The sequence below is a fragment of the Cereibacter sphaeroides 2.4.1 genome, from assembly GCF_000012905.2.
GTDB classification, from domain to species: domain Bacteria; phylum Pseudomonadota; class Alphaproteobacteria; order Rhodobacterales; family Rhodobacteraceae; genus Cereibacter_A; species Cereibacter_A sphaeroides.
Window position 1 is genome coordinate 2,780,179 of record NC_007493.2, and the last position, 20,857, is coordinate 2,801,035.

Here is a 20,857-nt window from a genome sequence, read left to right on the forward strand (position 1 = left end):
CCCCCGGCGGTTCAGCCGGCACGCCGGTCCCCGCTCGCATCCAACGGAAAGACCTTGGCCGGATTGAGCAGCCAGCGCGGATCGAACACATCCTTCACCCGCATCTGCGCCTCGAGATCCGCGGGCGCGAACTGCACCCCCATCAGGTCGCGCTTCTCCACCCCCACGCCATGCTCGCCGGTCAGGCAGCCGCCCACCTCGACGCAGAGCTTCAGGATCTCGGCTCCGAGCCGCTCGCAGCGTTCGAGATCGCCGGGCCGGTTCGCATCGAACAGGATCAGCGGATGCATGTTGCCGTCACCCGCGTGGAAGACATTGGCCACCTCGAGCCCCGCCTCGGCGGCCAACTCGCCGATCCGCCGCAGCACCCGCGGCAGCTCCGTCACCGGGATCGTCCCGTCGAGGCACATGTAGTCGTTGATCTGCCCCATCGCGCCGAAGGCCGATTTCCGCCCGAGCCAGATCCGCCGGCTCTCCTCCTCCGAGCGGCTCTCGCGCAGCTCGACCGGATCGTGCCGCCGCGCGATCTCGAGGATCCGGGCCAGCTGGTCGTCGATCTCGGCAGGCGAGCCCTCCACCTCGACGATGAGGAGCGCCTCGCAATCGGGATAGCCCGCCTTGGCGAAGGCCTCCGTCGCCCGGATGCAGGGCCGGTCCATGAATTCGATCGCCACCGGCAGGATACCCGCACGGATGATGTCCGACACGCAGGCGCCAGCCACCTCGTTCGAGCCGAAGCCCATCAGCACCGGTCGCGCCCCCTCGGGCTTGGGCAGGATGCGCAGCGTGGCCTCGGTCACGACGCCGAGCTGCCCCTCCGAGCCGCAGATCACGCCCAGAAGATCGAGGCCCGGCGCGTCGAGATGCGCCCCGCCGATCTCGACCACGGTCCCGTCCATCAGCACCATGGTGACGCCCAGCAGATTGTTGGTCGTCACACCGTATTTCAGGCAATGGGCCCCGCCCGAGTTCATGGCGATATTGCCCGCGATGGCGCAGGCGAGCTGGCTCGAGGGATCGGGCGCATAGAAGAAGCCGTCCACCTCGACCGCGCCCGTCACCGAGAGGTTCGTCCGCCCGGTCTCGACCCGGATGAACCGGTTGGCATAGTCGGTCTCGAGCACCCGGTTCATCCGGGCCACGCCCAGAATCACGCAATCCGCGGTGGGCAGCGCGCCTCCGGCCAGCGAGGTGCCCGAGCCGCGCGGCACCACCGGCACCCGCTCCTCGTGGCAGATCCGCAGGACGGCGGAGACTTCGGCCGTGGAGCGCGGCAGCACCGCCGCAAGCGGCGGGCAGCGATAGGCGGTCAGCGCGTCGCATTCGTAGGCGCGGGTCTCGGCCTCGTCATGGATGACGGCATCGGCCGGCAGCACGGCCAGGAGCCGCTCGACGATGCGGGCCTTGCGGGCCAGGACAGCCTTGTCCGGTGGCGGCATGAGCATGGCGATCCTCCCTCGCGCGGTCAGCTTTTATAACCAATTTTGCCCCATGGCAACAGCGCCTCCTTGCATTATCGTGCCCGCATGCTGAGCCACCTGCCCGCCGTCCTGATGCCGCTCGACCTCCTCGCCGTGGTGCTCCTGCTCCTCGCCTGGGCGGGCACCGGGCATTTCTGCGAACATCCTCCGGCGCACCGGCCGTCGGTCTCCTGGCTGATGAAGGAGCATCGCCGCGCCTGGATGCGCGAGATGGTGAGCCGCTCGCCGCGGATCTTCGACGCGAGCGTGATCGACAGCCTGCGGCGGGGCACCGCCTTCTTCGCCTCGGGCTCGATGATCGCCATCGGCGGCGGCATGGCCCTGATCGGCAATCAGGACCGGCTCGAGACGCTGGTGGAGGACCTGACGCTGCCCACCGACACGGTGCGGCTCGAGCTGCGGGTGATCCTCGTCCTCTTCATCGTCGCCAACGCCTTCCTGAAGTTCGTCTGGGCGCACCGCGTCTTCGGCTATTGCGCGATCCTGATGGCGGCGGTGCCCAATGCACCCGAGGATCCCCGCGCCTATCCGCTGGCGGCGCAGGCGGCCGAGGTGAACATCAACGCCGCCCGCAATTTCAACAGCGGGCTCCGTGCGGTCTTCTTCGCCCTTGCGGCACTCGGCTGGCTGCTGGGGCCGGTGGCCCTGATCCTCACCACCCTCGCCACGAGCTTCGCCATCCTGCGGGCCGAATTCAACTCGGGCACCCGCGCGGCGATCCTCGACACGAGCCGGATCGACCCGCGGCTTCTCTATCCCGTGGGGTTCGGCCCGCCGCCTTCGACCGGCAAGGGCGGCTGAGGTCAGGCCCTGCGGCCGAAGCGCCCCTCGCGGAGCCAGGCGCCGAGTGCCAGGCCCGCGGCCAGCAGAAGATAGAGCCAGCCCGGCAGCAACGCCGCCACCCGCACATCCTGCGTGACATGGGCGCCGCGCGGCGTGATCCCGATCCAGCCGCGGCCCGCCGCCACCCGCCCCTCGCGCACCGAGCGGATGTCCGGCGCGCCGTCCTCCAGCCGGAGGGTGCCCCCGTTGGTGGGCGCGATCACCGGGGCGAGCTTGTCGCCGCTGGCGATGGTCTCCTCGAACTCGCGCGGCGCCGACGGGCCGACGGCGATCACCGCCTTCTGCTCGCCCTGCGCCAGCCGGTAGACCCCCATTTCGGGCGCCTCCCAGGTGACGGCCCAGCGCCCGGGCGCGGCTTCCTGCATGGGAAGCGCCGTCTCGGTGCCGTCGGGGCCGGTGACCGTGACATCGCCCGGATCCTCGCCGATGGTGCGGCGCGTAACGGTCATGGTGGCGCCCTCGGCCGAGGCGACCAGTGCCTCCTCCTCGAGGTCGGGCTCCTTCATCATCCAGTGCGCGAGCCGCCGCAGCAGTTCGAGCTGCGGCCCGCCGCCCTCGTAGCCCCGGCCCCAGAGCCAGATCTGGTCCGAGGCGAGCACGGCGATCCGCCCCTCGCCCACCCGGTCGAGGACGAGGAGCGGCCGGTCGCCCGCCCCGTTCATCACCACCTGCCCCGAGGTGGCGGAAAGCTCGATCTGGCGGAACCAGCGGCCCCAGCCGCCTTCGGGCGCCTGTGCCTCCAGCCCCTGCGTCACGGGATGCTTGCGGCCGATGTCGGTCAGGGTCGGGCGGAAGCCGCCCTCGATCACCCGGCTCGTGGCCTGCACCGGCATCACGTCGGCCAGAGGCGAGCGCCAGAGACTGTCGGCCGAGCCGAATTCCGGCCCCGCAGCCACCAGCACCGTGCCGCCGTTGCGCACATACTCCCGCACATTCTCGAGGTAGGAGGTCGGCAGGATCCCTCGCAGCCGGTAGCGGTCGAAGATGATGAGGTCGAACTCCTCGATCTTCTCGACGAACAGCTCGCGCGTGGGAAAGGCGATCAGCGACAGCTCCGAGACGGGGATGCCATCCTGCTTCTCGGGCGGGCGCAGGATGGTGAAATGCACCAGATCCACGGACGCATCGGATTTCAGGAGGTTGCGCCAGACCCGCTCGCCCGCGTGCGGCTCGCCCGAGACGAGCAGCACCCGCAGCCGGTCGCGCACCCCGTTGATCTGGACGACCGCCGAATTGTTGCGGTCTGTCAACTCGTCGGGCGAGGCCGCGACCTGAAACTGCAGCACGTTCATGCCCCCGTGCGGCAGCGTCACCGGCAGCTCCAGATCCTCGCCCACCGGGACGGTGAAGGTCTGCGGTTCGCCCCCGTCGATCGAGACCACGAGATCCGCCGATGTCCCCGCCGAGGCCGGGACCTGTCCCTGATCCTCGATCCGAAGCGTGAGCGACACGGGCTCGCCCAGAATGGCGAAGGCCGGCGCGTTGCGGATTACGAGCCGCCGATCCCAGTCCTCCTCGTGGCCGGTCAGCAGCACATGGAGCGGCGCGGGCATCTGCGGCGCGAGCTCGAGATCGTGGACCTGCCCGTCGGTGATGAGGATGGCGCCCGCCACCCGCGCCCGCGGCTCTTCGGCCAAGGCCTCGGAGAGCGCGGTCATCACCAGCGAGCCCTCGTCGCCCTCGCCGTCGCCCACCCGGACCACGCGCAGCTCGGTGTTGCCGAGCGCCCGAACCTCGGCTTCGACGGCGGCCAGCGCCGCGGCACTCTGGTCCGCCCGGTCGCCGATGCGCTGGCTTGCGCTCTCGTCCACCACCGCGATCACGATGTCCGAAAGGGGGGCGCGGTCTTCCTCCTGCAGGGCCGGATTGGCCAGCGCCAGAAGCAGCACGCCCAGCGCCAGCCCGCGCAGCCACCAGCCCGAAAGCCCCCGCCAGAGCGCCACCGCCACCATGAGGCCGCCCAGCGCGGCCAAGGCCCAGATCCCCGCCCAGGGCAGGATCGGGTCGAAGACGAGTCCGGTCATTGGCCGAGCCTTTCCAGAAGCGCCGGCACATGGACCTGATCCGACTTGTAGTTGCCGGTCAGCACATGCATCACGAGGTTGATCCCGAAGCGCCACGCGATCTCGCGCTGCCGCTCGCCGGCATAGCCCCGGCCCACCGGCAGAAGCTCCATCCCGCGCGCATCCACCGCCCAGGCCGAGGCCCAGTCGTTGCCGCCGATCACCACCGGCGTCACGCCGTCATTGAGATTGCGGAACGGCATCCCCTCGGCCTGCTGCGCATCGGGCGGCGCGGCCTCGACCCAGACGGGCGCGTTCTGGTAGCGGCCTGGGAAATCCTGCAGGAGGTAGAAGGTGCGCGTCAGCACATGGTCCTGCGGGATCACCTCGAGCGGCGGAATGTCCAGGGGCGCGGCCAGCTGTTGCAAGCGCCGCGCCTCGGGCGTGGAGCCGCCGCCGCCCGTTCCGGCGTCGCGCGTGTCGAAGAGGATCATGCCGCCGGTGCGCAGATAGTCGTTGAGCCTGCCGTAGGCTTCGGCCGAGGGCATGGGCTGGCTTGCCGTCACAGGCCAGTAGAGGAAGGGGAAGAAGGCCAGCTCGTCCCGCTCGATGTCGAGTCCCATGGGCGCGCCCGGCTCGACCGAGGTCCGCTCGCGCAGCCTGAGGCCGAGGCCGCGCAGGCCCGCCTCGGCGATGCGGTTCACCTCCGGGTCGTCGGTTTCGACATAGGCCAGATGCACCTCGGCCGTCGCCTCGACCGCGAAGCTCTCGGCGGCGGGATCCGGAGGGGCCTCGTCCTGCGCCCGCGCCTCGCCCGCGCCGAGCGCGAGGACCGCCGCCAGCAGCGCCGCGCCGCGCACCGCCCCCACGCGCGAGCCGAGACGGCCCGAGACAAAGAGCGCGGCCAGCACGTCGATGAGCAACAGCGCAAGCGCCCCCGCGAGGAAGGCGCCCTTCAGCGCCTGTTCCTCGCCGGCCTCCAGCCCCTCGACCGGGATCCGGTCGGGCCAGACCGCCGCGGCAAGCTGCGTTTCGGGGCCGACCGCGTTCAGCGCCACCCGCCGGTCGGACCCTGCATAGAGGCCGGGCAGCAGCGCGGGCCCCGGCGCGCCCTCGGCCAGCAGTTCGCCCGGCACGCCCGCCACCTCGCCCGCGTCGCGCGGCGCGCCGAAGCCGTCGAGCACCACCTCGGGCACCCAGACCTGCCCCGCCAGATCGGCCGCATCCGGGGCCGCGGGACGGGTCGAGACCGCCAGCCGCTCCAGCATCTGCACGAAGAGGCCCGAGAGCGGCAGGGTCGACCATTCCGCATTCGCCGTCACATGGATGAGCACCACCTGCCCCTGCCCCACCGGTTTGCGGGTCACGAGCGGCGTGCCGTCGGCGAGCGAGGCGATGGTGCGCGAGCCGAGCTCGGGATCGGGCTGCGCCAGCACCTGCGCCGTGACCGAAACCTCGGGCGGGATCGGCAGGCCGTGAAAGGGCGAGCCTTCGGGGAAAGGCGCGAGCGTCTTGGGCTCGCCCCAGCTCATGGCCCCACCGACCGTGCGGCCCCCTTCGCGCAGCCGCACCGGCAGCAGCGGATCCTCGGCCATCCGGCTCACGTCCGACGAGGCGAGCAGCGGGCCCGCGAACCGCAGGAGGAGGCCGCCGCCGTCGAGCCAGTCGAGGATGCCGTCCTGCTCGGCCTGCGTGAGGCGCGCCACATCGGCCAGCACGATGACATCGGGGCTGGCCAGCAGCACATCCTGAAGCGAGCCGTCGATCAGGTCCGCGACCGGTTCCAGCGCCTGCCGCAGGTAATGGGTGGGCGACAGGAGTTGAAGCTGCTCGCGCCCCTCGCGGCCCGCGATCAGCGCCACCTTGCGCCGCTTGAGGCTGTCGTCGGTGAGGCTCACGGCGCCTGCCGATCGCACGCCGGCGATCTCGAAGCGCGAGATCCGGTTGCGCAGCTCGGGCGGCAGCGAGAGGGCGGCGCCTGCCTCGCGCGCACCGGCACCGAACTCGACCGTGGCGCGGGCCAGCTCGCGCTCGATCCCCGCCGGGTCGAGGCCGCGTGCCGAGACATCGATGGAAACCGCATCGGAGGCGGGCTCGCGCAGAGCCGAGAGCTGCACCGCACCGTCGGCAAAGCCCGACGGGCGCAGCGCCAGCACCGGGCGCGGGCTCTGGAACAGAGTGACGGCGCCGCGGGCTTCGAGGGCCGACAGCAGCGCCTCCCGTCCCGGATGATCGAGCCCGTCCGACAGCCAGAAGCTCTGGAACCGGCCCTCGGGCAGGGAGTCCGCCCAAAGGGTCAGGTCCGGCAGCCACGGGTTCGGGGCGAGGCCCGCCAGACGGCCCTCCCAGGCGCCCGCGCTCTGGAAGGCGGGGGTCTCGGGCCGGTCGGTCAGGCGGGCCACGGCCACGGTGCGGCCATCGCGCCCCGCCTCTTCGACCAGCGCCTTGGCGCGCTCCATCCGCCGCGGCCAGTCGCGGGCATCGGCCCAGCTTCCGTCCACGAGGATGAGGAGCGGCCCCGTGCCCGGCTCGCGCGCCTGCGGGTTGAGCACCGGGCCCGCGAAGGCCACGATGGCCGCGGCCACCGCCAGCATCCGCAGCAGCAGAAGCCACCACGGCGTCTTGTCGGTCTCGGTCTCTTCGTCCGATAGGCCCAGAAGCAGCGCCACGCCCGGAAAGCGGCGCCGGATCGGCGCGGGCGGCACGGCGCGCAGCAGAAGCCACAGGACCGGCAGCAGCAGAAGCCCCAGAAGCAGCCAGGGCGCCGTGAAGCCGATGGGGCCCAGGATCCACATCAGGAGGTGCGCTCCAGCGCGCGGTAGAGCCAGAGGAGCGCAGGCAGCGCCCCCTGCCCCGTGTGATGGCAATCGTAGTGCCAGCCCGAGGCCCGGGCGAGCGTGGCGAGCCGGTCCTTCCGCTCTGCCAGCCGCTCGAGATAGCGGGCACGCAGGTCGCCCGCGCGCAGCGTCTCGTGCCGGAGGCTGCCACCCATCGACTCGAAGATCGTCCGCCCGTCGAAGGGGAAATCCTCCTCGGCCGGGTCCAGCACCTGCAGCAGCACGCCACGCACGTCGCGCTCGGCCGCCCGCTCCATCGCGCGCTCGACGCCCTCCATGTCGCCGAGGAAGTCCGACAGGAACACCATCCGCCCGTGCGGCACGAGGCCCGTCATGTCGGGCCGGCCGTAGTCGGCGGCGCCCTCCTCGGTCAGCGCATCGGCGAGGCGCAGCACCTGCGCCCGGCCCGAGCGGGGCCGCGCGGCCTCGCCGGTCAAGCCCACCCGCTCGCCGCCGCGCAGGAGGAGCACGGCCAGCGCCAGCGCCACCAGTTTCGCACGCTGGGCCTTGGTCTCGCGGTTGCCGTCGCCGGTGAAGGCCATCGAGCGCGAACTGTCGACCCAGAAGTTCACCGTCTGCGCCGCCTGCCATTCGCGCTCGCGCACGAAATGGCTGTCGGAGCGGGCCGAGCGACGCCAGTCGATCATGCGCGCGCTGTCCCCCTCGTGCGCGGGGCGATACTGCCAGAATTCGTCGCCCATCCCGGCACGCCGGCGCCCGTGCTCGCCGAGGATCACGGTCGCGGCGAGATGTTCGGCCGAGGCCAGAAGGGGCGGCAGCGCCTGCCCCAGCGCCTCGGCCCGCGGGCGGAGGGCGAGGATGTCGGTCACTGAGCGGCCCAGTCGGCCGAGCCCGCACCCATCTGCCGGGTCACCACCCGCTCGATCACGCCGGCGAGCGACTCGCCCCGCGCCCGGGCGGCGAAGTTGAGCTGCATCCGGTGGGTGAGCACCGGCCGGGCCAGCGCCGCCACATCCTCGACCGAGGGCGCGAGCCTGCCCGACAGGAGCGCGCGCGCCCGCACGGTCAGCATCAGCGCCTGCGCCGCGCGGGGGCCGGGACCCCAGGAGAGGACCTCGCCGAGGCCCGCCCCCTCGACCTCGCCCGGGCGGCAGGCGCGCACGAGATCGAGGATCGCCTCGACCACCGCATCGCCCACCGGCATCCGCCGCAGCAGGGCCTGCGCCGCGATCAGCTCCTCGCCGGTGAAGACCTGATGCACCTGGGCATCCTCGGCGCCGGTGGTGGCGATCAGGATCTCGCGCTCGGTCTCGCGGTCGGGATAATCCACATCCACCTGCACGAGGAAGCGGTCGAGCTGCGCCTCGGGCAGGGGATAGGTGCCCTCCTGCTCGATCGGGTTCTGGGTGGCGAGCACATGGAACGGCCGGCCGAGCGGGCGGTGGCGGCCCGCGATGGTCACCTCACGCTCCTGCATCGCCTGCAGCAGCGCCGACTGGGTGCGGGGGCTGGCGCGGTTGATCTCGTCGGCCAGCAGGAGCTGGCAGAAGATCGGCCCCTCGATGAAGCGGAAGGCGCGCGCGCCGTCCGCGCCCATGTCGAGCACCTCGGAGCCGAGGATGTCGGCGGGCATCAGGTCGGGCGTGAACTGGATGCGGTTGCCCTTGAGGCCCATGACGGTCGAGAGCGTGTCCACGAGCCGCGTCTTGCCGAGGCCCGGCAGGCCCACCAGCAGCGCATGCCCGCCGCAGAGCATCGCGCCGAGCACCAGCTCCACCACCCGGTCCTGCCCGATGAACCGCCGCGAGATGCTGGACTTCGCCAGCGCGAGCTTCTCCTCGAGGGCTTCGATCTCGGCAACCAGTGCAGTGGCGTCGGCCATGACATCTCTCCCCGCGGCGTTATATGAGCATCAGACCAAACTATGACAGGCGGCACAAATGGCAAAAAGCGGGGAGACACAAATGATCGTGAAACCCTCGGCCGAGGGCGTGATGGCCTCGGCCGCCGCGGCCGTGAAGCAGCGCGGCCCCGCCCCGGTCCATCTGTGGAACCCGCCCTTCTGCGGCGACCTCGACCTCCGCATCGCCCGCGACGGCACATGGTTCTACCAGGGCACGCCCATCGGCCGGCCCGAGATGGTGCGGCTCTTCTCCACCATCCTGAAGCGCGAGGACGGGAAGTATTTTCTCGTGACGCCGGTCGAAAAGGTGGGGATCGAAGTGGACGATGCGCCGTTCGTGGCGGTCGATTTCGAGACCGAGGGCAGCGGGCGGGACCGCCGCGTGACCTTCGTGACCCAAGTGGGGGACATGGTGACGGCAGATCCCGAGCATCCGCTGCGGGTCGCGCGCGCGGAGGATGGCGAACCCTCGCCCTATGTGCTCGTCCGCGGCGGCCTCGAGGCGCTCATCGACCGCAAGTCCTTCTACCGGCTGGCCGAGATCGGCGAGCATCACGAAGACTGGTTCGGCCTCTGGTCGGGGGGCGCCTTCTTCCCGATGATCCCCTCGGCCGAACTGCCCGCATGATCCCGCCGCGGTTCGCCCCCTATCTCTTCGGGTTTCTCCTGTCGGGCTTCATGTCGGCCATCGTCTCGGGCGTGGCCACCTTCCGCGCGGCGGGCCTGCCGCCCGGCTTCGGCGGCCTCTGGCTCGGCGCCTGGCTCACCTCCTGGAGCATCGCCTTCCCGTCCGTGCTGGTCGCAGCCCCCCTCATCCGACGGCTGGTCGAGCGGCTGGTCCGGCGCTGAGTCCCGGATCGCGCGAAGCTGACCAGTCGGCCCTTGCCCCTGCGGCCTCGGCCGCTATCATGCGCCGCCAGCCTAAGACGCGCCAGGAGAGTGCCCGAATGTCGATCGAAGCCCCGGAAACCGTTGTCGTCTCGACCTGGAAGGTCGCCTGCGACGGAGGCGAGGGCGCGCTCGGCCATCCGCGCGTCTGGCTCTCGATCCCGCACGAGACGGGCTTCGTCGAATGCGGCTACTGCGATCGCCGCTACATCCACGAGAGCTTCGCCGCCGCGAAGTGAGCGCACGGCCCTTCTCGGGGCGACCTGATCATTCCGGGGAGGGACCATGACGTTCGGCAAGGGCCACCATCTGCATCTCATCGACGGTTCGGCCTTCATCTTCCGGGCCTACCATGCGCTGCCGCCGCTGACGCGGAAGTCGGACGGCCTGCCCGTGGGCGCGGTCGCGGGCTTCTGCAACATGCTGTTCCGCTATGTCGAGAACAACAAGGGCCCCGACGCGCCGACCCATGTGGCGGTGATCTTCGACCATTCCTCGAAGACCTTCCGCAACGAGATCTACCCGCTCTACAAGGCGCAGCGCCCCGAGCCGCCCGAGGATCTGCGCCCGCAGTTCCCGCTCACGCGCGAGGCGACGCGGGCCTTCAACATTGCCTGCATCGAGACCGAAGGGTTCGAGGCCGACGACATCATCGCGGCCCTCTCGTGCAAGGCGCGCGACGCGGGCGGCTCGGTCACGATCCTGTCCTCGGACAAGGATCTGATGCAGCTGGTGGGCGACGGGGTCGAGATGCTCGACCCGATGAAGAACAAGCGGATCGGCCGCGACGAGGTGTTCGAGAAATTCGGCGTCTACCCCGAGCGCGTCGTGGATGTGCAGGCGCTGGCGGGCGATTCCATCGACAACGTGCCGGGCGCGCCGGGCATCGGCATCAAGACGGCCGCGCTGCTGATCCAGGAATACGGCGATCTCGAGAGCCTGCTCGCGCGGGCGGGCGAGATCAAGCAGCCCAAGCGCCGCGCCGCCATCGAGGAGAATGCCGAACAGATCCGCATCTCGAAGCGGCTGGTGGCGCTTGACTGCAACACCCCGCTTACGTTCTCGCTCGAGGATCTCGAGGTGCGTCTGCCGGTGGCCGACGACCTTCTGGGCTTTCTCAACCGGATGGAATTCCGCACCCTGACGACCCGTGTGGCCGCGAGCCTGAAGGTCGAGCCGCCTCCCGCCCCCACCGCCGCCGTCCTCCGGAACGAGGGCGTGCCCGAGATCGTCGAGCAGGTCGAGGCGGCGCTGCCTTTCGACAGCGCCTCCTATGCCTGCATCCGCGATGCCGAGGCGCTGGCCGCCTGGATCGCGCGCATCCGCGACCTGGGCCATGTCGCCATCGACACCGAGACCACCAGCCTCGACGAGATGCGTGCCGAACTGGTGGGGATCTCGCTCTGCGTCGAGGCGGGGGCCGCCTGCTACATCCCGCTCGGCCACCGGGCTGGCGGCGGCGATCTCTTCGGCGCCTCGGAGCTCGTGGCCGACCAGATGCCGCTGGGTCTGGCGCTGTCGATGCTGAAGCCGGTGCTCGAGGATGAGTCCATCCTCAAGATCGGCCAGAACATGAAGTACGACGCGAAGATCCTCGCGCGTCACGGCATCCGGGTGGCGCCGATCGACGATACGATGCTCATGTCCTACGCGATGCACGCGGGCCGCCACGGCCACGGGATGGACGAGCTCTGCGACACCTACCTTGGCCACAAACCCATCGCGATCAAGACGCTCCTGGGTTCGGGCAAGAGCCAGATCACCTTCGACCGGGTGCCGGTCGAGCAGGCCGTCTGCTATGCGGCCGAGGATGCGGATGTGACCTTCCGGCTCTGGAAGCTGTTCAAGCCGCAGCTGCACCGCGCCCGGGTGACGACGGTCTACGAGACGCTCGAGCGGCCGCTGGTGCCGGTGCTGGCCGAGATGGAGATGGCGGGCGTTCAGGTCGACCGCGACACGCTCTCGCGGATGTCGAACGCCTTCGCGCAGAAGATGGCGGGGCTCGAGGCCGAGATCCACGCGCTGGCGGGCGGCCCGTTCAACGTGGGCAGCCCCAAGCAGCTGGGCGAGATCCTGTTCGAGAAGATGGGCCTGCCCGGGGGCCAGAAGGGCAAGAACGGCGCCTGGGGCACCGGGGCCGACGTGCTCGAGGATCTGGCGGCCGAGGGGCACGACCTGCCCGCGCGCGTGCTCGACTGGCGCCAGCTCTCCAAGCTGAAATCGACCTACACCGACGCGCTGCAGGAGCATATCCACCCCGAGACGGGCCGCGTCCACACCTCCTATTCCATCGCCGGAGCGAACACGGGCCGCCTCGCCTCGACCGATCCGAACCTCCAGAACATCCCCGTGCGCAGCGAGGAGGGCCGCCGCATCCGCGAGGCCTTCGTGGCGCCGCCGGGCAAGCTTCTGGTCAGCCTCGACTACAGCCAGATCGAGCTGCGCATCCTCGCCCATATCGCCGACATTCCGGCGCTGAAGCAGGCCTTCCGCGAGGGGCACGACATCCATGCGATGACCGCCTCCGAGATGTTCAACGTGCCGCTCGAAGGCATGGATCCGATGATCCGGCGGCAGGCCAAGGCCATCAACTTCGGCGTGATCTACGGGATCTCGGGCTTCGGCCTCGCACGCAACCTGCGCATCCCGCGGGCCGATGCGCAGGGCTTCATCGACCGCTATTTCGAGCGTTTCCCCGGCATCCGCGGCTATATGGACGAGACCATCGCCTTCGCCAAGGCGAACGGTCATGTGGAAACCCTGTTCGGACGCAGGATCAACACGCCCGAGATCAATGCCAAGGGGCCCGGCGCGGGCTTCGCGCGCCGCGCGGCCATCAACGCGCCGATCCAGGGCACGGCGGCCGACGTGATCCGCCGGGCGATGATCCGGATGCCGAAGGCGATCCGGGGCATGCCCGCGACCATGCTGCTGCAGGTCCATGACGAACTGCTGTTCGAGGTGGAGGAAGAGGCCGCTGACGCGCTCATCGAGCGCGTGCGCGAGGTGATGGAAGGTGCGGCCGACCCGGCGGTGAAGCTCACCGTGCCGCTGACGGTGGAGGCGGGCCGCGGCCTGAACTGGGCCGCCGCCCACTGACGCCGGTGCATGACCGGCAGGGCGTGACGGCCCGTCCTCGCCTCTGCCTCGGGCCGGCATCACGGGAGGCAGGCCCAAGGCGACGTCTCCCGCGCGTCCCCCTTCAGAGAGGCCGCGCGGGTGCGGTTCAATCGCGCTGCGAGAGCATGGGCCCGAGCGGCCGGCCGGCGAGGATGTGCATGTGGTAATGCGGCACCTCCTGTACCGCATCGAGCCCCGCATTCGAGACGGTGCGGTAGCCGTTGCCGCCCTCTCCCGGGCCGATGCCCAGATCCGCACAGACCTTCGCCGCCGTGCGGTGGAAATCCACGATCTCCTCGGCGCTGGCCTCGGCCGCGAAATGGTCGAAACAGACATAGGCGCCCTTCGGGATCACCAGCACATGATGCGGCGTCTGCGGCCGGATGTCCCGGAACGCAAGCGTATGGTCCGTTTCCAGAACCGTATCGCTCGGGATCTCGCCCCGCAGGATGCGCGCGAAGATGTTCTGGGGATCGTAGTCGTAAGCCATGGGTCTACCCACCTTCAGTCGTTCAGGGATCTGTCGCAGAGGAGCCTCCCGGATCGGGCGCGCCTGTGCAAGAGGGTCATGAGCGAGCGCTCAACGCTCCGTCCTCCGCGCCTTCCCCTCCCGATGCGCGCACCGTTCTGTGGCCCCACAGGGGCCATGTCGCGCAGGGGGCCCGTTGCTCGCTCGCATCGGTCGAGGCCTTTCCCGCCTGCAGAGCTGTCCGCCCTGCCCGACAGAAGCCGAAGCAGGGGCAATGCGTTGCCTGCCGTCACATGAGGTCGAACGGCCCTCTGCCTCGATGACCGTCGAAGCGGCAGCGCGGGCTCTCCGTCCGCTCAGTGGCCGATGTCTCCCCGGAAAGGCCGCAGAAGAGCCGGGACAGCCGGTTCCGCCATCCGCGGCAGCGGCGCGCGGCGATGGCCCCTGTGGGGCCTGAGCCGCGCGCCCGCCCCGCTCCCGTTCGGGCCGCTCAGAGCACGCCCTGCGCGCGGAAGAGCGCACGCAGATCCGCCTCGGGCCGGGCGCCGAGGTGGGAAATCACTTCCGAAGCCGCGATGCAGCCCATGCGCCCCGCCGTCTCGTAGCCGTGCCCGTGGGTCAGCCCCCAGAGGAAGGCGCCGGCGAAGAGGTCGCCCGCCCCGGTCGCATCCACGATCTGCGTGGGCAGGGCCGGCACATGCCAGTGCTGCCCGTCCGCGAGGATGTGGGCCCCCTTCTCGCTCTCGGTGCAGGCCACGATCGCCACCTCCGCGGCCGCGGCCTTCAGCGCCGCACCGAAATCCTCGGTCCGATACATCGACAGGATCTCGGCGCGGTTGGCGAACAGAAGATCCACATCCTCCCGGATCATCCGGCGGAAGGCGTCGCGGTGCCGTTCGACGCAGAACGGATCCGACAGCGTCAGCGAGACGCGCCCGCCCGCGCCCCTGCAGGCGGCGATGGCCTTGGCGAAGGCCGCATGGCTCTCCGGCCCGTCGAAGCGGTAGCCCTCGAGGTAGATCCATTCGGTCGAGGCCATCTGCGCCTCGTCGATGTCGTCGGGTGTCAGGAACTCGGACCAGCCAAGACAGGTGTTCATCGACCGCTCGCCATCGGGCGAGACCAATATGATGCAGCGTCCGGTCTCCTGCGCGCCGCCCTTCGGCGCCATCGGCGTCTCGTAGACCGCGCCCTGCGCCCGCAGGTCGTGGGCGAAGATCGCGCCGAGCTGGTCGTCGCAGACCTTGCCCACATAAGCCGTCCGCCCGCCGAGCTGGGCAATGCCCGCGATGGTGTTGGCGGCCGACCCGCCCGAAATCTCCTGCGCCGGCCCGATCCGGCCGTAGAGATCCACCGCGCGGCCCATGTCGATGAGCTGCATGATCCCCTTGGCGATGCCGTTCTCGGCCAGGAAGGCATCGTCGCAATGGGAAAGCACGTCGACCAGCGCATTGCCGATGCCGACGATCTGGAACTGTTTCATGCCGTCTTTTCCTCGTAAGGGCAGAGATCGCGGATCGGGCAGATGCCGCATCTGGGTTTGCGCGCGACGCAGATGTAGCGTCCGTGCAGGATGAGCCAGTGATGCGCATGGAGCGCAAAGGGCGCCGGCACATGATCCTCGAGCGCCCGCTCGACCGCTTCCACATCGCGGCCGGGGGCAATGCCGGTGCGGTTGGCCACGCGGAAGATATGGGTGTCGACCGCCATCGCCGGCTGGTGGAACCACATGTTCAGCACCACATTGGCCGTCTTCCGCCCCACGCCCGGCAGCGACTGGAGCGCCGCGCGCGACGAGGGCACCTCGCCGTCGTACTGATCGACGAGCAGGCGGCTCAGCGCGATCACGTTCCTGGCCTTGTTGCGATAGAGGCCGATGGTGCGGATATGTTCGGTAAGCCCCTCCTCGCCCAGCTCCAGCATCTGGGCGGGCGTCGTCACCTGGGCGAAAAGCGCCCGCGTGGCCTTGTTCACCCCCGCATCCGTCGCCTGCGCCGAGAGCGCCACCGCCACGAGGAGCGTATAGGCATTCACATGCTCGAGCTCGCCCCTGGGCTCCGCCTCCAGCGCATGGAGGCGGGCGAAGATCTCGTGGATCGTGCGGTAATCGAGTTGGCGGGCCATCGGTGCAACCTATGCCCGAGCCGGTCGGGCGGAGCAAGCGAAGCCGCAGGAATCGGGTCGCGGCGGCCCGTCGCGGCGGCTAGGGTCAGCCCCACCAGCCCGAGGACCCGCCATGACCGACAGCCTCGCCGCCGAGCGGCCCGCCTACCATTATGCCGTGATCGCCCGCGCGCTCGCCGAAATCGACGCCGGAGGCCCGGCGCTTTCGCTCGAGGATCTGGCGGCGCGGATCGGCCTCAGCCCCGCCCATTTCCAGCGCATCTTCTCGCAGTGGGTGGGCGTGTCGCCCAAGCGCTACCAGCAATATCTGACGCTCGATCATGCGCGGCGGCTTCTGGCCGAGCGGTTCACCGTGCTCGACACGGCGCTCGCCACCGGCCTTTCCGGGCCGGGGCGGCTCCATGACCTGTTCCTGCGCTGGGAGGCGATGAGCCCCGGCGATTTCGCGCGGGCGGGGGAAGGGCTCGAGATCGGCTGGGCCTGGGTGGCCTCGCCCTTCGGCGAGGCGCTGGCCATGGCCACCCCGCGCGGGCTCTGCGGCCTCGCCTTCTCGGCCGAGATGGGCCGCGAGGCCGCGATGGCCGATCTCGCGGGTCGGTGGCCGGCTGCGCGGCTGACCGAGGATCCCGACCGCGTGGTCCCGCTCGCCGAGGCGGCCTTCGGCGGCGCGGGGGCGGATCTGCATCTGATCGGCGCGCCGTTCCAGATCAAGGTCTGGGAGGCCCTGCTGCGCATCCCCTCGGGCCATGTCACCACCTATTCCGAGATCGCCCAGTCGATCGGCCACCCTGCCGCGGTGCGGGCCGTGGGCACGGCGGTGGGGCGCAACCCGATCTCGTTCCTGATCCCCTGCCACCGGGCGCTGCGCAAGTCGGGCGGGCTCGGCGGCTACCACTGGGGCCTGCCGGTCAAGCGCGCCATGCTGGCCTGGGAGGCGGCCCGCGCGGACGCAATCGCGTGATCTCGGCAGCTTTTCGCCATATCCGCCCCCGGAACCCTCTCCCCCGCGCGATGCTTGTGCAATATGCAGGGATGCACCCATCCCCGGGAGCCAAGGACAATTCGTGAGGCGGCAATGAAGATCGTGAAATCCCCCTTTGTGCTGATGACGGCCGGTGTCGTGCTTCTGGCAGGCTGCGACCCTTACGCATCCGGCGGCAACCCCGGCATGGGCGCGCCCGGCAGCTACACCCGTGAAAACCCCCGCGCCTCCGCCGGCATCGCCACCGGGGCGATCCTCGGCGGCCTCGTCGGCGCCTCGGCCAGCGACAACAAGCTCGAGAAGGCGGTCGTGGGCGCCGCGGTGGGCGGCATCCTCGGCGGCGCCGTGGGCTCGGCGCTCGACCGTCAGGCGGCCGACCTCCGCAACTCCATCGGCAACAGCCAGGTGAGCGTGACCAACACCGGCTCCGAGCTGGTGGTGACCATGCCGCAGGACATCCTGTTCGCGACCGACAGCGCCAACCTGCGCCCGGACCTGCAGCGCGACCTCGGCGCCGTCGCCCAGAACCTGCTGCGCTACCCGAACTCGACCATCGCGGTCGTCGGCCACACCGACAGCACCGGCGCCGCCGCCTACAACCAGGATCTGTCGATGCGCCGCGCCCAGTCGGTGGCCGGCGTGCTGATCGGCAACGGCGTGCCGTCCTATCGCGTCTCGGCCATCGGCCGCGGCGAGGACCAGCCCATCGCCTCGAACCTGACGCCCGAGGGCCGCGCCCAGAACCGTCGCGTGGACATCATCATCCGCCCGACCTCGTGATCCGGACGGGCGGGCCTCTGGCCCGCCCTCCACCGGAGGCCGCACGACGGCCCCTCTGACGACGTCTGCCGGGCTCCGGAACGCAGCCCGGCGCCCCTGCCGGCAGCAGTCCGCGCGGCTCCGCCCCTCACCGCTTGGCACACCTCCGTTCGCAGCACCGGAAGGGAGGCCCGCGCCGCCTTTCCCGTTGAGCTTCCGCCCCCGCGGTCATAGATTCTGACCAGTTCGAGGGGAGCTCCGATGCCGTTCCAGAAGATCCAGTCCGAAAAGCTGTCGCAGAGCGTCATGCGGCAGATCGAGCTTCTGATCCTGCGCGGCATCCTGCGGCCGGGAGAGCGGCTGCCCTCCGAGCGCGACCTGTCCGAGCGGCTGGGCGTCTCGCGCCCCTCGCTGCGCGACGCCATCGCCGAGCTGCAGGAGCGCGGGCTCCTCGTCTCGCGGCCGGGCTCCGGCATTTTCGTGGCAGAGGTGCTGGGATCGGCCTTCGCCCCCGCCCTCGTCGAGCTCTTCGCGAGCCATGAAGAGGCGGTGTTCGACTATATCGACTTCCGCCGGGATCTCGAGAGCCTCTCGGCCGAGCGGGCGGCCGTGCGCGCCTCCGACACCGACCTCAAGGTGATCGACACGATCTTCCGCAAGATGGAAGCCGCGCATCTGAAGCGCGATCCCTCCGACGAGGCGGCGCTCGATGCGCAGTTCCACATGGCGATCATCGAGGCGAGCCACAATGTCGTCATGCTGCACATGATGCGCTCGATGTTCGACCTGCTGCGGAACGGGGTCTTCTACAATCGCCAGATGATGTTCCGGCAGCGCACGACGCGCGAGTCGCTGCTCGATCAGCACCGGCGCATCAATGCGGCGCTGCAGGCGCGCGACCCGCAGGAGGCCCGGGCGGCGGTCGAGACGCATCTGTCCTATGTCGAGAAGGCGGTGACCGAAGGCCTGCGGTCGGAACGGCACGAAGCCATCGCGCGTCAGCGGCTGGAGCACGAGCGGAACCGCTGAGACCGCTGAGACCGCTGAGACCGCTGAGACCGCTGAGACCGCTGAGACCGCTCCGCATGTGGCGCCGCGCAGTCCACCGCAAACCCTTTGGGGCCCCATCGGGGAGGGCGCGCCCTCCTGTCCCAGAGACCCTGCCCTCATTCCGGCTCGTGAGCCATGACAAAGGCCCGGTCCTCGCGGACCGGGCCCTGTCTTGTCTGAGGCAAGGCGCTCAGTGGAAGCGGGCTTCCACTTCCTTGATCGACTCGTCGATGGAGGCCGAGGCCGCCGCCGGGGTCATCTGGCGCGAGAGCAGGTCGGCCGCAGCCGCCACGGCCACCGAAACGGCCTGCTCGCGGATCGCCCGCACCGCGCCGGCTTCGGCCGATGCGATCTGGTCCTCGGCCGCGGCGAGACGCCGGGCGATCGAGGCCCGGAGGTCGGCCTTGGCCTGTTCGGCCGCCGCCTGCGCCTCGTCCCGTGCCGAAGCGACGATACGGGCCGCCTGCTCCTGCACTTCCTTCTGCTTGCGGTCGTAGGAGGCGAGGATGGTCCGCGCTTCCTCACGGAGCGCGCGGGCCTCTTCCAGTTCGGTGCGGATCTGCACCGACCGCTTGTCCAGCATCCCGAGGATGCGTCCCGGAACCTTGGCGTAGAGGAGGATCCCCATGAAGAGGAGGAAGGCCAGTGTCACGATGAAGTTGGTGTTCGACAGCGACAGGAACGGCCCCGTGGCCGCCATCGCCGGCGACGCGGCCAGCACCGCGAGGATCGAGAGCTTCTTCATCCCGCTCACCCCTTCATCCGCGCCGCGACGGCCGCATCCACGGCAGCCGCATCGGACTTGCCGCCCAGAGCCGCCACCAGCGCCTCGGCCGTGTCCTTCGCCACTTCGCTCACGCTTTGCAGCGCACCGGCCCGGATCTCGGCGATGCGCGCCTCCGACTCCGCCGACTTGGCAGAGATCTCGGCATCCGCCTTCGCCGTGGCCTCGTCCAGCTCGGCCTGAATGGCCGCACGGGTTTCGGCGACGATGGCCTGCGCTTCGGCCCGGGCTTTCGCCAGCGCCTCGTTATAGGCTTTCTCGGCCAGAACGGCCTTCTGCTTCAGCTCTTCGGCCGCGGCCAGATCGTTGGTGATCGTGCCACGACGTTCGGCGAGAACGGCCCCGATCCGGGGCAGAGCCACCCGCGTCAGCAGGAAATAGATCGCGACCAGTGTGACCAGAAGCCAGAAGATCTGGTTCGGCCAGTAGTCGAAGTTGAGCTGCGGCATGCCGACGGCTTGCCCAGCGTGGCCGGCCGCACCCGCCGCTTCATGCACTTCGGTTTCCATCTCGTTCTCCTGCAGCCCCGATGCTCCGGCCGGAAGGGCACGAGGCCCGCCCGGCCGGGTTCGCCGTCATCAGACGGCGAACATCAGCAGGAGCGCGATCAGGAACGAGAAGATGCCGAGAGCTTCCGCGAAGGCAATGCCGACGAAGAGGTTCGCCATCTGGCCCGGAGCGGCCGACGGGTTGCGGAGGGCGCCGGCGAGGAAGTTGCCAGCAACGTGGCCCACGCCGATCCCAGCGCCGCCGAGGCCGATGGTGGCCAGGCCCGCGCCGATGAATTTGCCCATTTCTGCGATATCGCCTTCCATAGCATTCAGCTCCTTGGTGGAATGGTCAATTGAGGGTTTTCGGGGTCCGACCTCAGTGGTGGGCGTCGCCCACCGCGTCACGAAGATAGACGCAGGTCAGGATGGTGAAGACATAGGCCTGGACGACGGCGACCAGCAGTTCGAGCGCATAGATCGCGGTCACGGCGCCGACGACGACCGGCGAGACCACCACGATCGAGGCGAAGCCCGCGATCACCTTGATCACCGCATGGCCGGCCATCATGTTGCCGGCAAGCCGGATCGAGTGGCTGACGGGGCGCACGAAGTAGGAGATCACCTCGATCACGGCCAGAACCGGACGGATGGCGAGCGGCGCCGAGGTCACCCAGAACATCTTGAGGAAGCCCGGGCCGTTCTTCATGAAGCCGAGCGCGGTCACGCCGACGAAGACCATGAGCGCGAGCGGCACCGTGACGGCCATGTGGCTCGTGGTGGTGAAGGAGAGCGGCAGCAGACCCAGCACGTTCCCGCAGAGCACGAAGAGGAACAGCGTCATCACATAGGGGAAGTATTTCACGCCCTCGTGGCCGGTCACTTCCTCGACCATGTTGTGGATGAAGCCGTAGAGCAGCTCGGCGACCGACTGGCTGCGCGAGGGGACGATCGCCCGCCGCCGGGTCCCGAGCACGAGGATCGCCGCGATCACCAGCACCGCGATCGCCATCCACATGGTGACATTGGTGATGTCATACCAGTGGATGTTCGTGGTGCATTCGTTCATCGGCGCGGTGCTCTCCGTGTGGCAGAAGAGCTTCTTCACGATGAACTGGTCCATCGGGTGAATGGCCAACCCGGTGTGCTCGACTTCCGTTTCCAC

The 20,857-nt window shown here is 69.9% G+C and carries 20 protein-coding genes; 8 read left to right on the plus strand and 12 right to left on the minus strand.

The annotated features are described in order from the left end of the window. Positions 1-11: 11 nt before the first annotated feature. A complete protein-coding gene (locus RSP_RS13475) occupies positions 12-1,445 on the minus strand; it encodes an FAD-linked oxidase C-terminal domain-containing protein (RefSeq protein WP_011338664.1) in 1,434 nt (477 codons plus the stop codon). An 81-nt stretch (positions 1,446-1,526) separates the two neighbouring features. On the opposite strand from RSP_RS13475, the gene RSP_RS13480 reads away from it, so the two are divergent. Continuing rightward, a complete protein-coding gene (locus RSP_RS13480) occupies positions 1,527-2,282 on the plus strand; it encodes a DUF599 domain-containing protein (RefSeq protein WP_009563067.1) in 756 nt (251 codons plus the stop codon). A gap of 2 nt (positions 2,283-2,284) precedes the next feature. Here RSP_RS13480 and RSP_RS13485 read toward each other — a convergent pair whose 3' ends face one another. The 4 genes from RSP_RS13485 to RSP_RS13500 are packed head-to-tail and all read right to left on the minus strand — an operon-like array spanning position 2,285 to position 9,007. Beyond that, positions 2,285-4,348, minus strand: a complete 2,064-nt coding sequence (locus RSP_RS13485) for a membrane protein (protein ID WP_017139976.1) — start codon at positions 4,346-4,348, stop codon at positions 2,285-2,287. Then, complete coding sequence (locus RSP_RS13490) at positions 4,345-7,122, minus strand: DUF4159 domain-containing protein (RefSeq protein WP_011338666.1); 2,778 nt, start codon at positions 7,120-7,122, stop codon at positions 4,345-4,347. Before RSP_RS13490 ends, RSP_RS13485 begins: the two co-directional genes overlap by 4 nt. After that, positions 7,122-7,994 (minus strand): DUF58 domain-containing protein, encoded by an 873-nt coding sequence (locus RSP_RS13495; RefSeq protein ID WP_011338667.1) that lies wholly within the window; start codon positions 7,992-7,994, stop codon positions 7,122-7,124. The genes RSP_RS13490 and RSP_RS13495 overlap by 1 nt, the downstream gene beginning before the upstream one ends. Further along, the gene (locus RSP_RS13500; RefSeq protein WP_011338668.1) at positions 7,991-9,007 is read right to left on the minus strand and encodes an AAA family ATPase; all 1,017 of its coding nucleotides are present in this window, start codon (positions 9,005-9,007) and stop codon (positions 7,991-7,993) included. The genes RSP_RS13495 and RSP_RS13500 overlap by 4 nt, the downstream gene beginning before the upstream one ends. Before the next feature lie 82 nt (positions 9,008-9,089). Here RSP_RS13500 and RSP_RS13505 point away from each other — a divergent pair, with 82 nt between their 5' ends. The 4 genes from RSP_RS13505 (at position 9,090) to polA (ending at position 13,015) form a co-directional block, all read left to right on the plus strand. After that, a complete protein-coding gene (locus RSP_RS13505; RefSeq protein WP_011338669.1) occupies positions 9,090-9,656 on the plus strand; it encodes a DUF1285 domain-containing protein in 567 nt (188 codons plus the stop codon). Beyond that, on the plus strand, positions 9,653-9,877 hold the full coding sequence (locus tag RSP_RS13510; protein WP_011338670.1) for a DUF2798 domain-containing protein: 225 nt from the start codon (positions 9,653-9,655) through the stop codon (positions 9,875-9,877). The genes RSP_RS13505 and RSP_RS13510 overlap by 4 nt, the downstream gene beginning before the upstream one ends. Before the next feature lie 98 nt (positions 9,878-9,975). Beyond that, on the plus strand, positions 9,976-10,155 hold the full coding sequence (locus RSP_RS13515; RefSeq protein WP_002721359.1) for a zinc-finger domain-containing protein: 180 nt from the start codon (positions 9,976-9,978) through the stop codon (positions 10,153-10,155). Between the two features lie 46 nt (positions 10,156-10,201). Continuing rightward, complete coding sequence (polA, locus tag RSP_RS13520; protein ID WP_011338672.1) at positions 10,202-13,015, plus strand: DNA polymerase I; 2,814 nt, start codon at positions 10,202-10,204, stop codon at positions 13,013-13,015. 127 nt (positions 13,016-13,142) lie between these two features. Here the strand turns inward: polA and RSP_RS13525 are convergent, their stop codons facing one another. From RSP_RS13525 to nth, 3 genes are all read right to left on the minus strand, one after another. Next, complete coding sequence (locus tag RSP_RS13525; protein ID WP_017139977.1) at positions 13,143-13,526, minus strand: HIT domain-containing protein; 384 nt, start codon at positions 13,524-13,526, stop codon at positions 13,143-13,145. Between the two features lie 469 nt (positions 13,527-13,995). Beyond that, the gene (locus RSP_RS13530; protein WP_011338674.1) at positions 13,996-14,988 is read right to left on the minus strand and encodes an adenosine kinase; all 993 of its coding nucleotides are present in this window, start codon (positions 14,986-14,988) and stop codon (positions 13,996-13,998) included. Continuing rightward, on the minus strand, positions 14,985-15,629 hold the full coding sequence (gene nth, locus RSP_RS13535) for an endonuclease III (RefSeq protein ID WP_009563077.1): 645 nt from the start codon (positions 15,627-15,629) through the stop codon (positions 14,985-14,987). The genes RSP_RS13530 and nth overlap by 4 nt, the downstream gene beginning before the upstream one ends. A 112-nt stretch (positions 15,630-15,741) precedes the next feature. Here nth and RSP_RS13540 point away from each other — a divergent pair, with 112 nt between their 5' ends. The 3 genes from RSP_RS13540 to RSP_RS13550 all read left to right on the plus strand — a co-directional run bounded on the left by RSP_RS13540 (position 15,742) and on the right by RSP_RS13550 (position 18,399). Further along, entirely contained in the window at positions 15,742-16,590 is an 849-nt protein-coding gene (locus RSP_RS13540; RefSeq protein WP_011338675.1) for a methylated-DNA--[protein]-cysteine S-methyltransferase, read from the plus strand. Positions 16,591-16,704: 114 nt separating this feature from the next. Then, a complete protein-coding gene (locus tag RSP_RS13545; RefSeq protein WP_002721366.1) occupies positions 16,705-17,391 on the plus strand; it encodes an OmpA family protein in 687 nt (228 codons plus the stop codon). A gap of 240 nt (positions 17,392-17,631) precedes the next feature. Beyond that, positions 17,632-18,399, plus strand: coding sequence for a FadR/GntR family transcriptional regulator (locus RSP_RS13550; RefSeq protein WP_002721367.1), 768 nt, complete (start codon positions 17,632-17,634; stop codon positions 18,397-18,399). A 211-nt stretch (positions 18,400-18,610) separates the two neighbouring features. On the opposite strand, the gene RSP_RS13555 is transcribed toward RSP_RS13550, so the two are convergent. The 4 genes from RSP_RS13555 to RSP_RS13570 form a co-directional block, all read right to left on the minus strand. Continuing rightward, positions 18,611-19,165: a F0F1 ATP synthase subunit B gene (locus RSP_RS13555; protein ID WP_017139978.1), complete on the minus strand. Its 555-nt coding sequence runs from the start codon at positions 19,163-19,165 to the stop codon at positions 18,611-18,613. A 5-nt stretch (positions 19,166-19,170) separates the two neighbouring features. Next, on the minus strand, positions 19,171-19,713 hold the full coding sequence (locus RSP_RS13560) for a F0F1 ATP synthase subunit B' (protein ID WP_009563084.1): 543 nt from the start codon (positions 19,711-19,713) through the stop codon (positions 19,171-19,173). Between the two features lie 69 nt (positions 19,714-19,782). Further along, positions 19,783-20,019: a F0F1 ATP synthase subunit C gene (locus tag RSP_RS13565; RefSeq protein ID WP_002721372.1), complete on the minus strand. Its 237-nt coding sequence runs from the start codon at positions 20,017-20,019 to the stop codon at positions 19,783-19,785. A gap of 52 nt (positions 20,020-20,071) precedes the next feature. Then, entirely contained in the window at positions 20,072-20,857 is a 786-nt protein-coding gene (locus RSP_RS13570) for a F0F1 ATP synthase subunit A (protein ID WP_002721375.1), read from the minus strand.

Coding starts and splice junctions, on each gene's coding strand:
- RSP_RS13500 (WP_011338668.1), bottom strand. CDS start 9,007: ATGGCCGACGCCACTGCACTGGTTGCCGAGATCGAAGCCCTCGAGGAG.
- RSP_RS13545 (WP_002721366.1), top strand. CDS start 16,705: ATGAAGATCGTGAAATCCCCCTTTGTGCTGATGACGGCCGGTGTCGTG.
- RSP_RS13525 (WP_017139977.1), bottom strand. CDS start 13,526: ATGGCTTACGACTACGATCCCCAGAACATCTTCGCGCGCATCCTGCGG.
- nth (WP_009563077.1), bottom strand. CDS start 15,629: ATGGCCCGCCAACTCGATTACCGCACGATCCACGAGATCTTCGCCCGC.
- RSP_RS13475 (WP_011338664.1), bottom strand. CDS start 1,445: ATGCTCATGCCGCCACCGGACAAGGCTGTCCTGGCCCGCAAGGCCCGC.
- polA (WP_011338672.1), top strand. CDS start 10,202: ATGACGTTCGGCAAGGGCCACCATCTGCATCTCATCGACGGTTCGGCC.
- RSP_RS13550 (WP_002721367.1), top strand. CDS start 17,632: ATGCCGTTCCAGAAGATCCAGTCCGAAAAGCTGTCGCAGAGCGTCATG.
- RSP_RS13560 (WP_009563084.1), bottom strand. CDS start 19,713: ATGGAAACCGAAGTGCATGAAGCGGCGGGTGCGGCCGGCCACGCTGGG.
- RSP_RS13515 (WP_002721359.1), top strand. CDS start 9,976: ATGTCGATCGAAGCCCCGGAAACCGTTGTCGTCTCGACCTGGAAGGTC.
- RSP_RS13505 (WP_011338669.1), top strand. CDS start 9,090: ATGATCGTGAAACCCTCGGCCGAGGGCGTGATGGCCTCGGCCGCCGCG.
- RSP_RS13490 (WP_011338666.1), bottom strand. CDS start 7,122: ATGTGGATCCTGGGCCCCATCGGCTTCACGGCGCCCTGGCTGCTTCTG.
- RSP_RS13530 (WP_011338674.1), bottom strand. CDS start 14,988: ATGAAACAGTTCCAGATCGTCGGCATCGGCAATGCGCTGGTCGACGTG.
- RSP_RS13565 (WP_002721372.1), bottom strand. CDS start 20,019: ATGGAAGGCGATATCGCAGAAATGGGCAAATTCATCGGCGCGGGCCTG.
- RSP_RS13510 (WP_011338670.1), top strand. CDS start 9,653: ATGATCCCGCCGCGGTTCGCCCCCTATCTCTTCGGGTTTCTCCTGTCG.
- RSP_RS13480 (WP_009563067.1), top strand. CDS start 1,527: ATGCTGAGCCACCTGCCCGCCGTCCTGATGCCGCTCGACCTCCTCGCC.
- RSP_RS13540 (WP_011338675.1), top strand. CDS start 15,742: ATGACCGACAGCCTCGCCGCCGAGCGGCCCGCCTACCATTATGCCGTG.
- RSP_RS13485 (WP_017139976.1), bottom strand. CDS start 4,348: ATGACCGGACTCGTCTTCGACCCGATCCTGCCCTGGGCGGGGATCTGG.
- RSP_RS13555 (WP_017139978.1), bottom strand. CDS start 19,165: ATGAAGAAGCTCTCGATCCTCGCGGTGCTGGCCGCGTCGCCGGCGATG.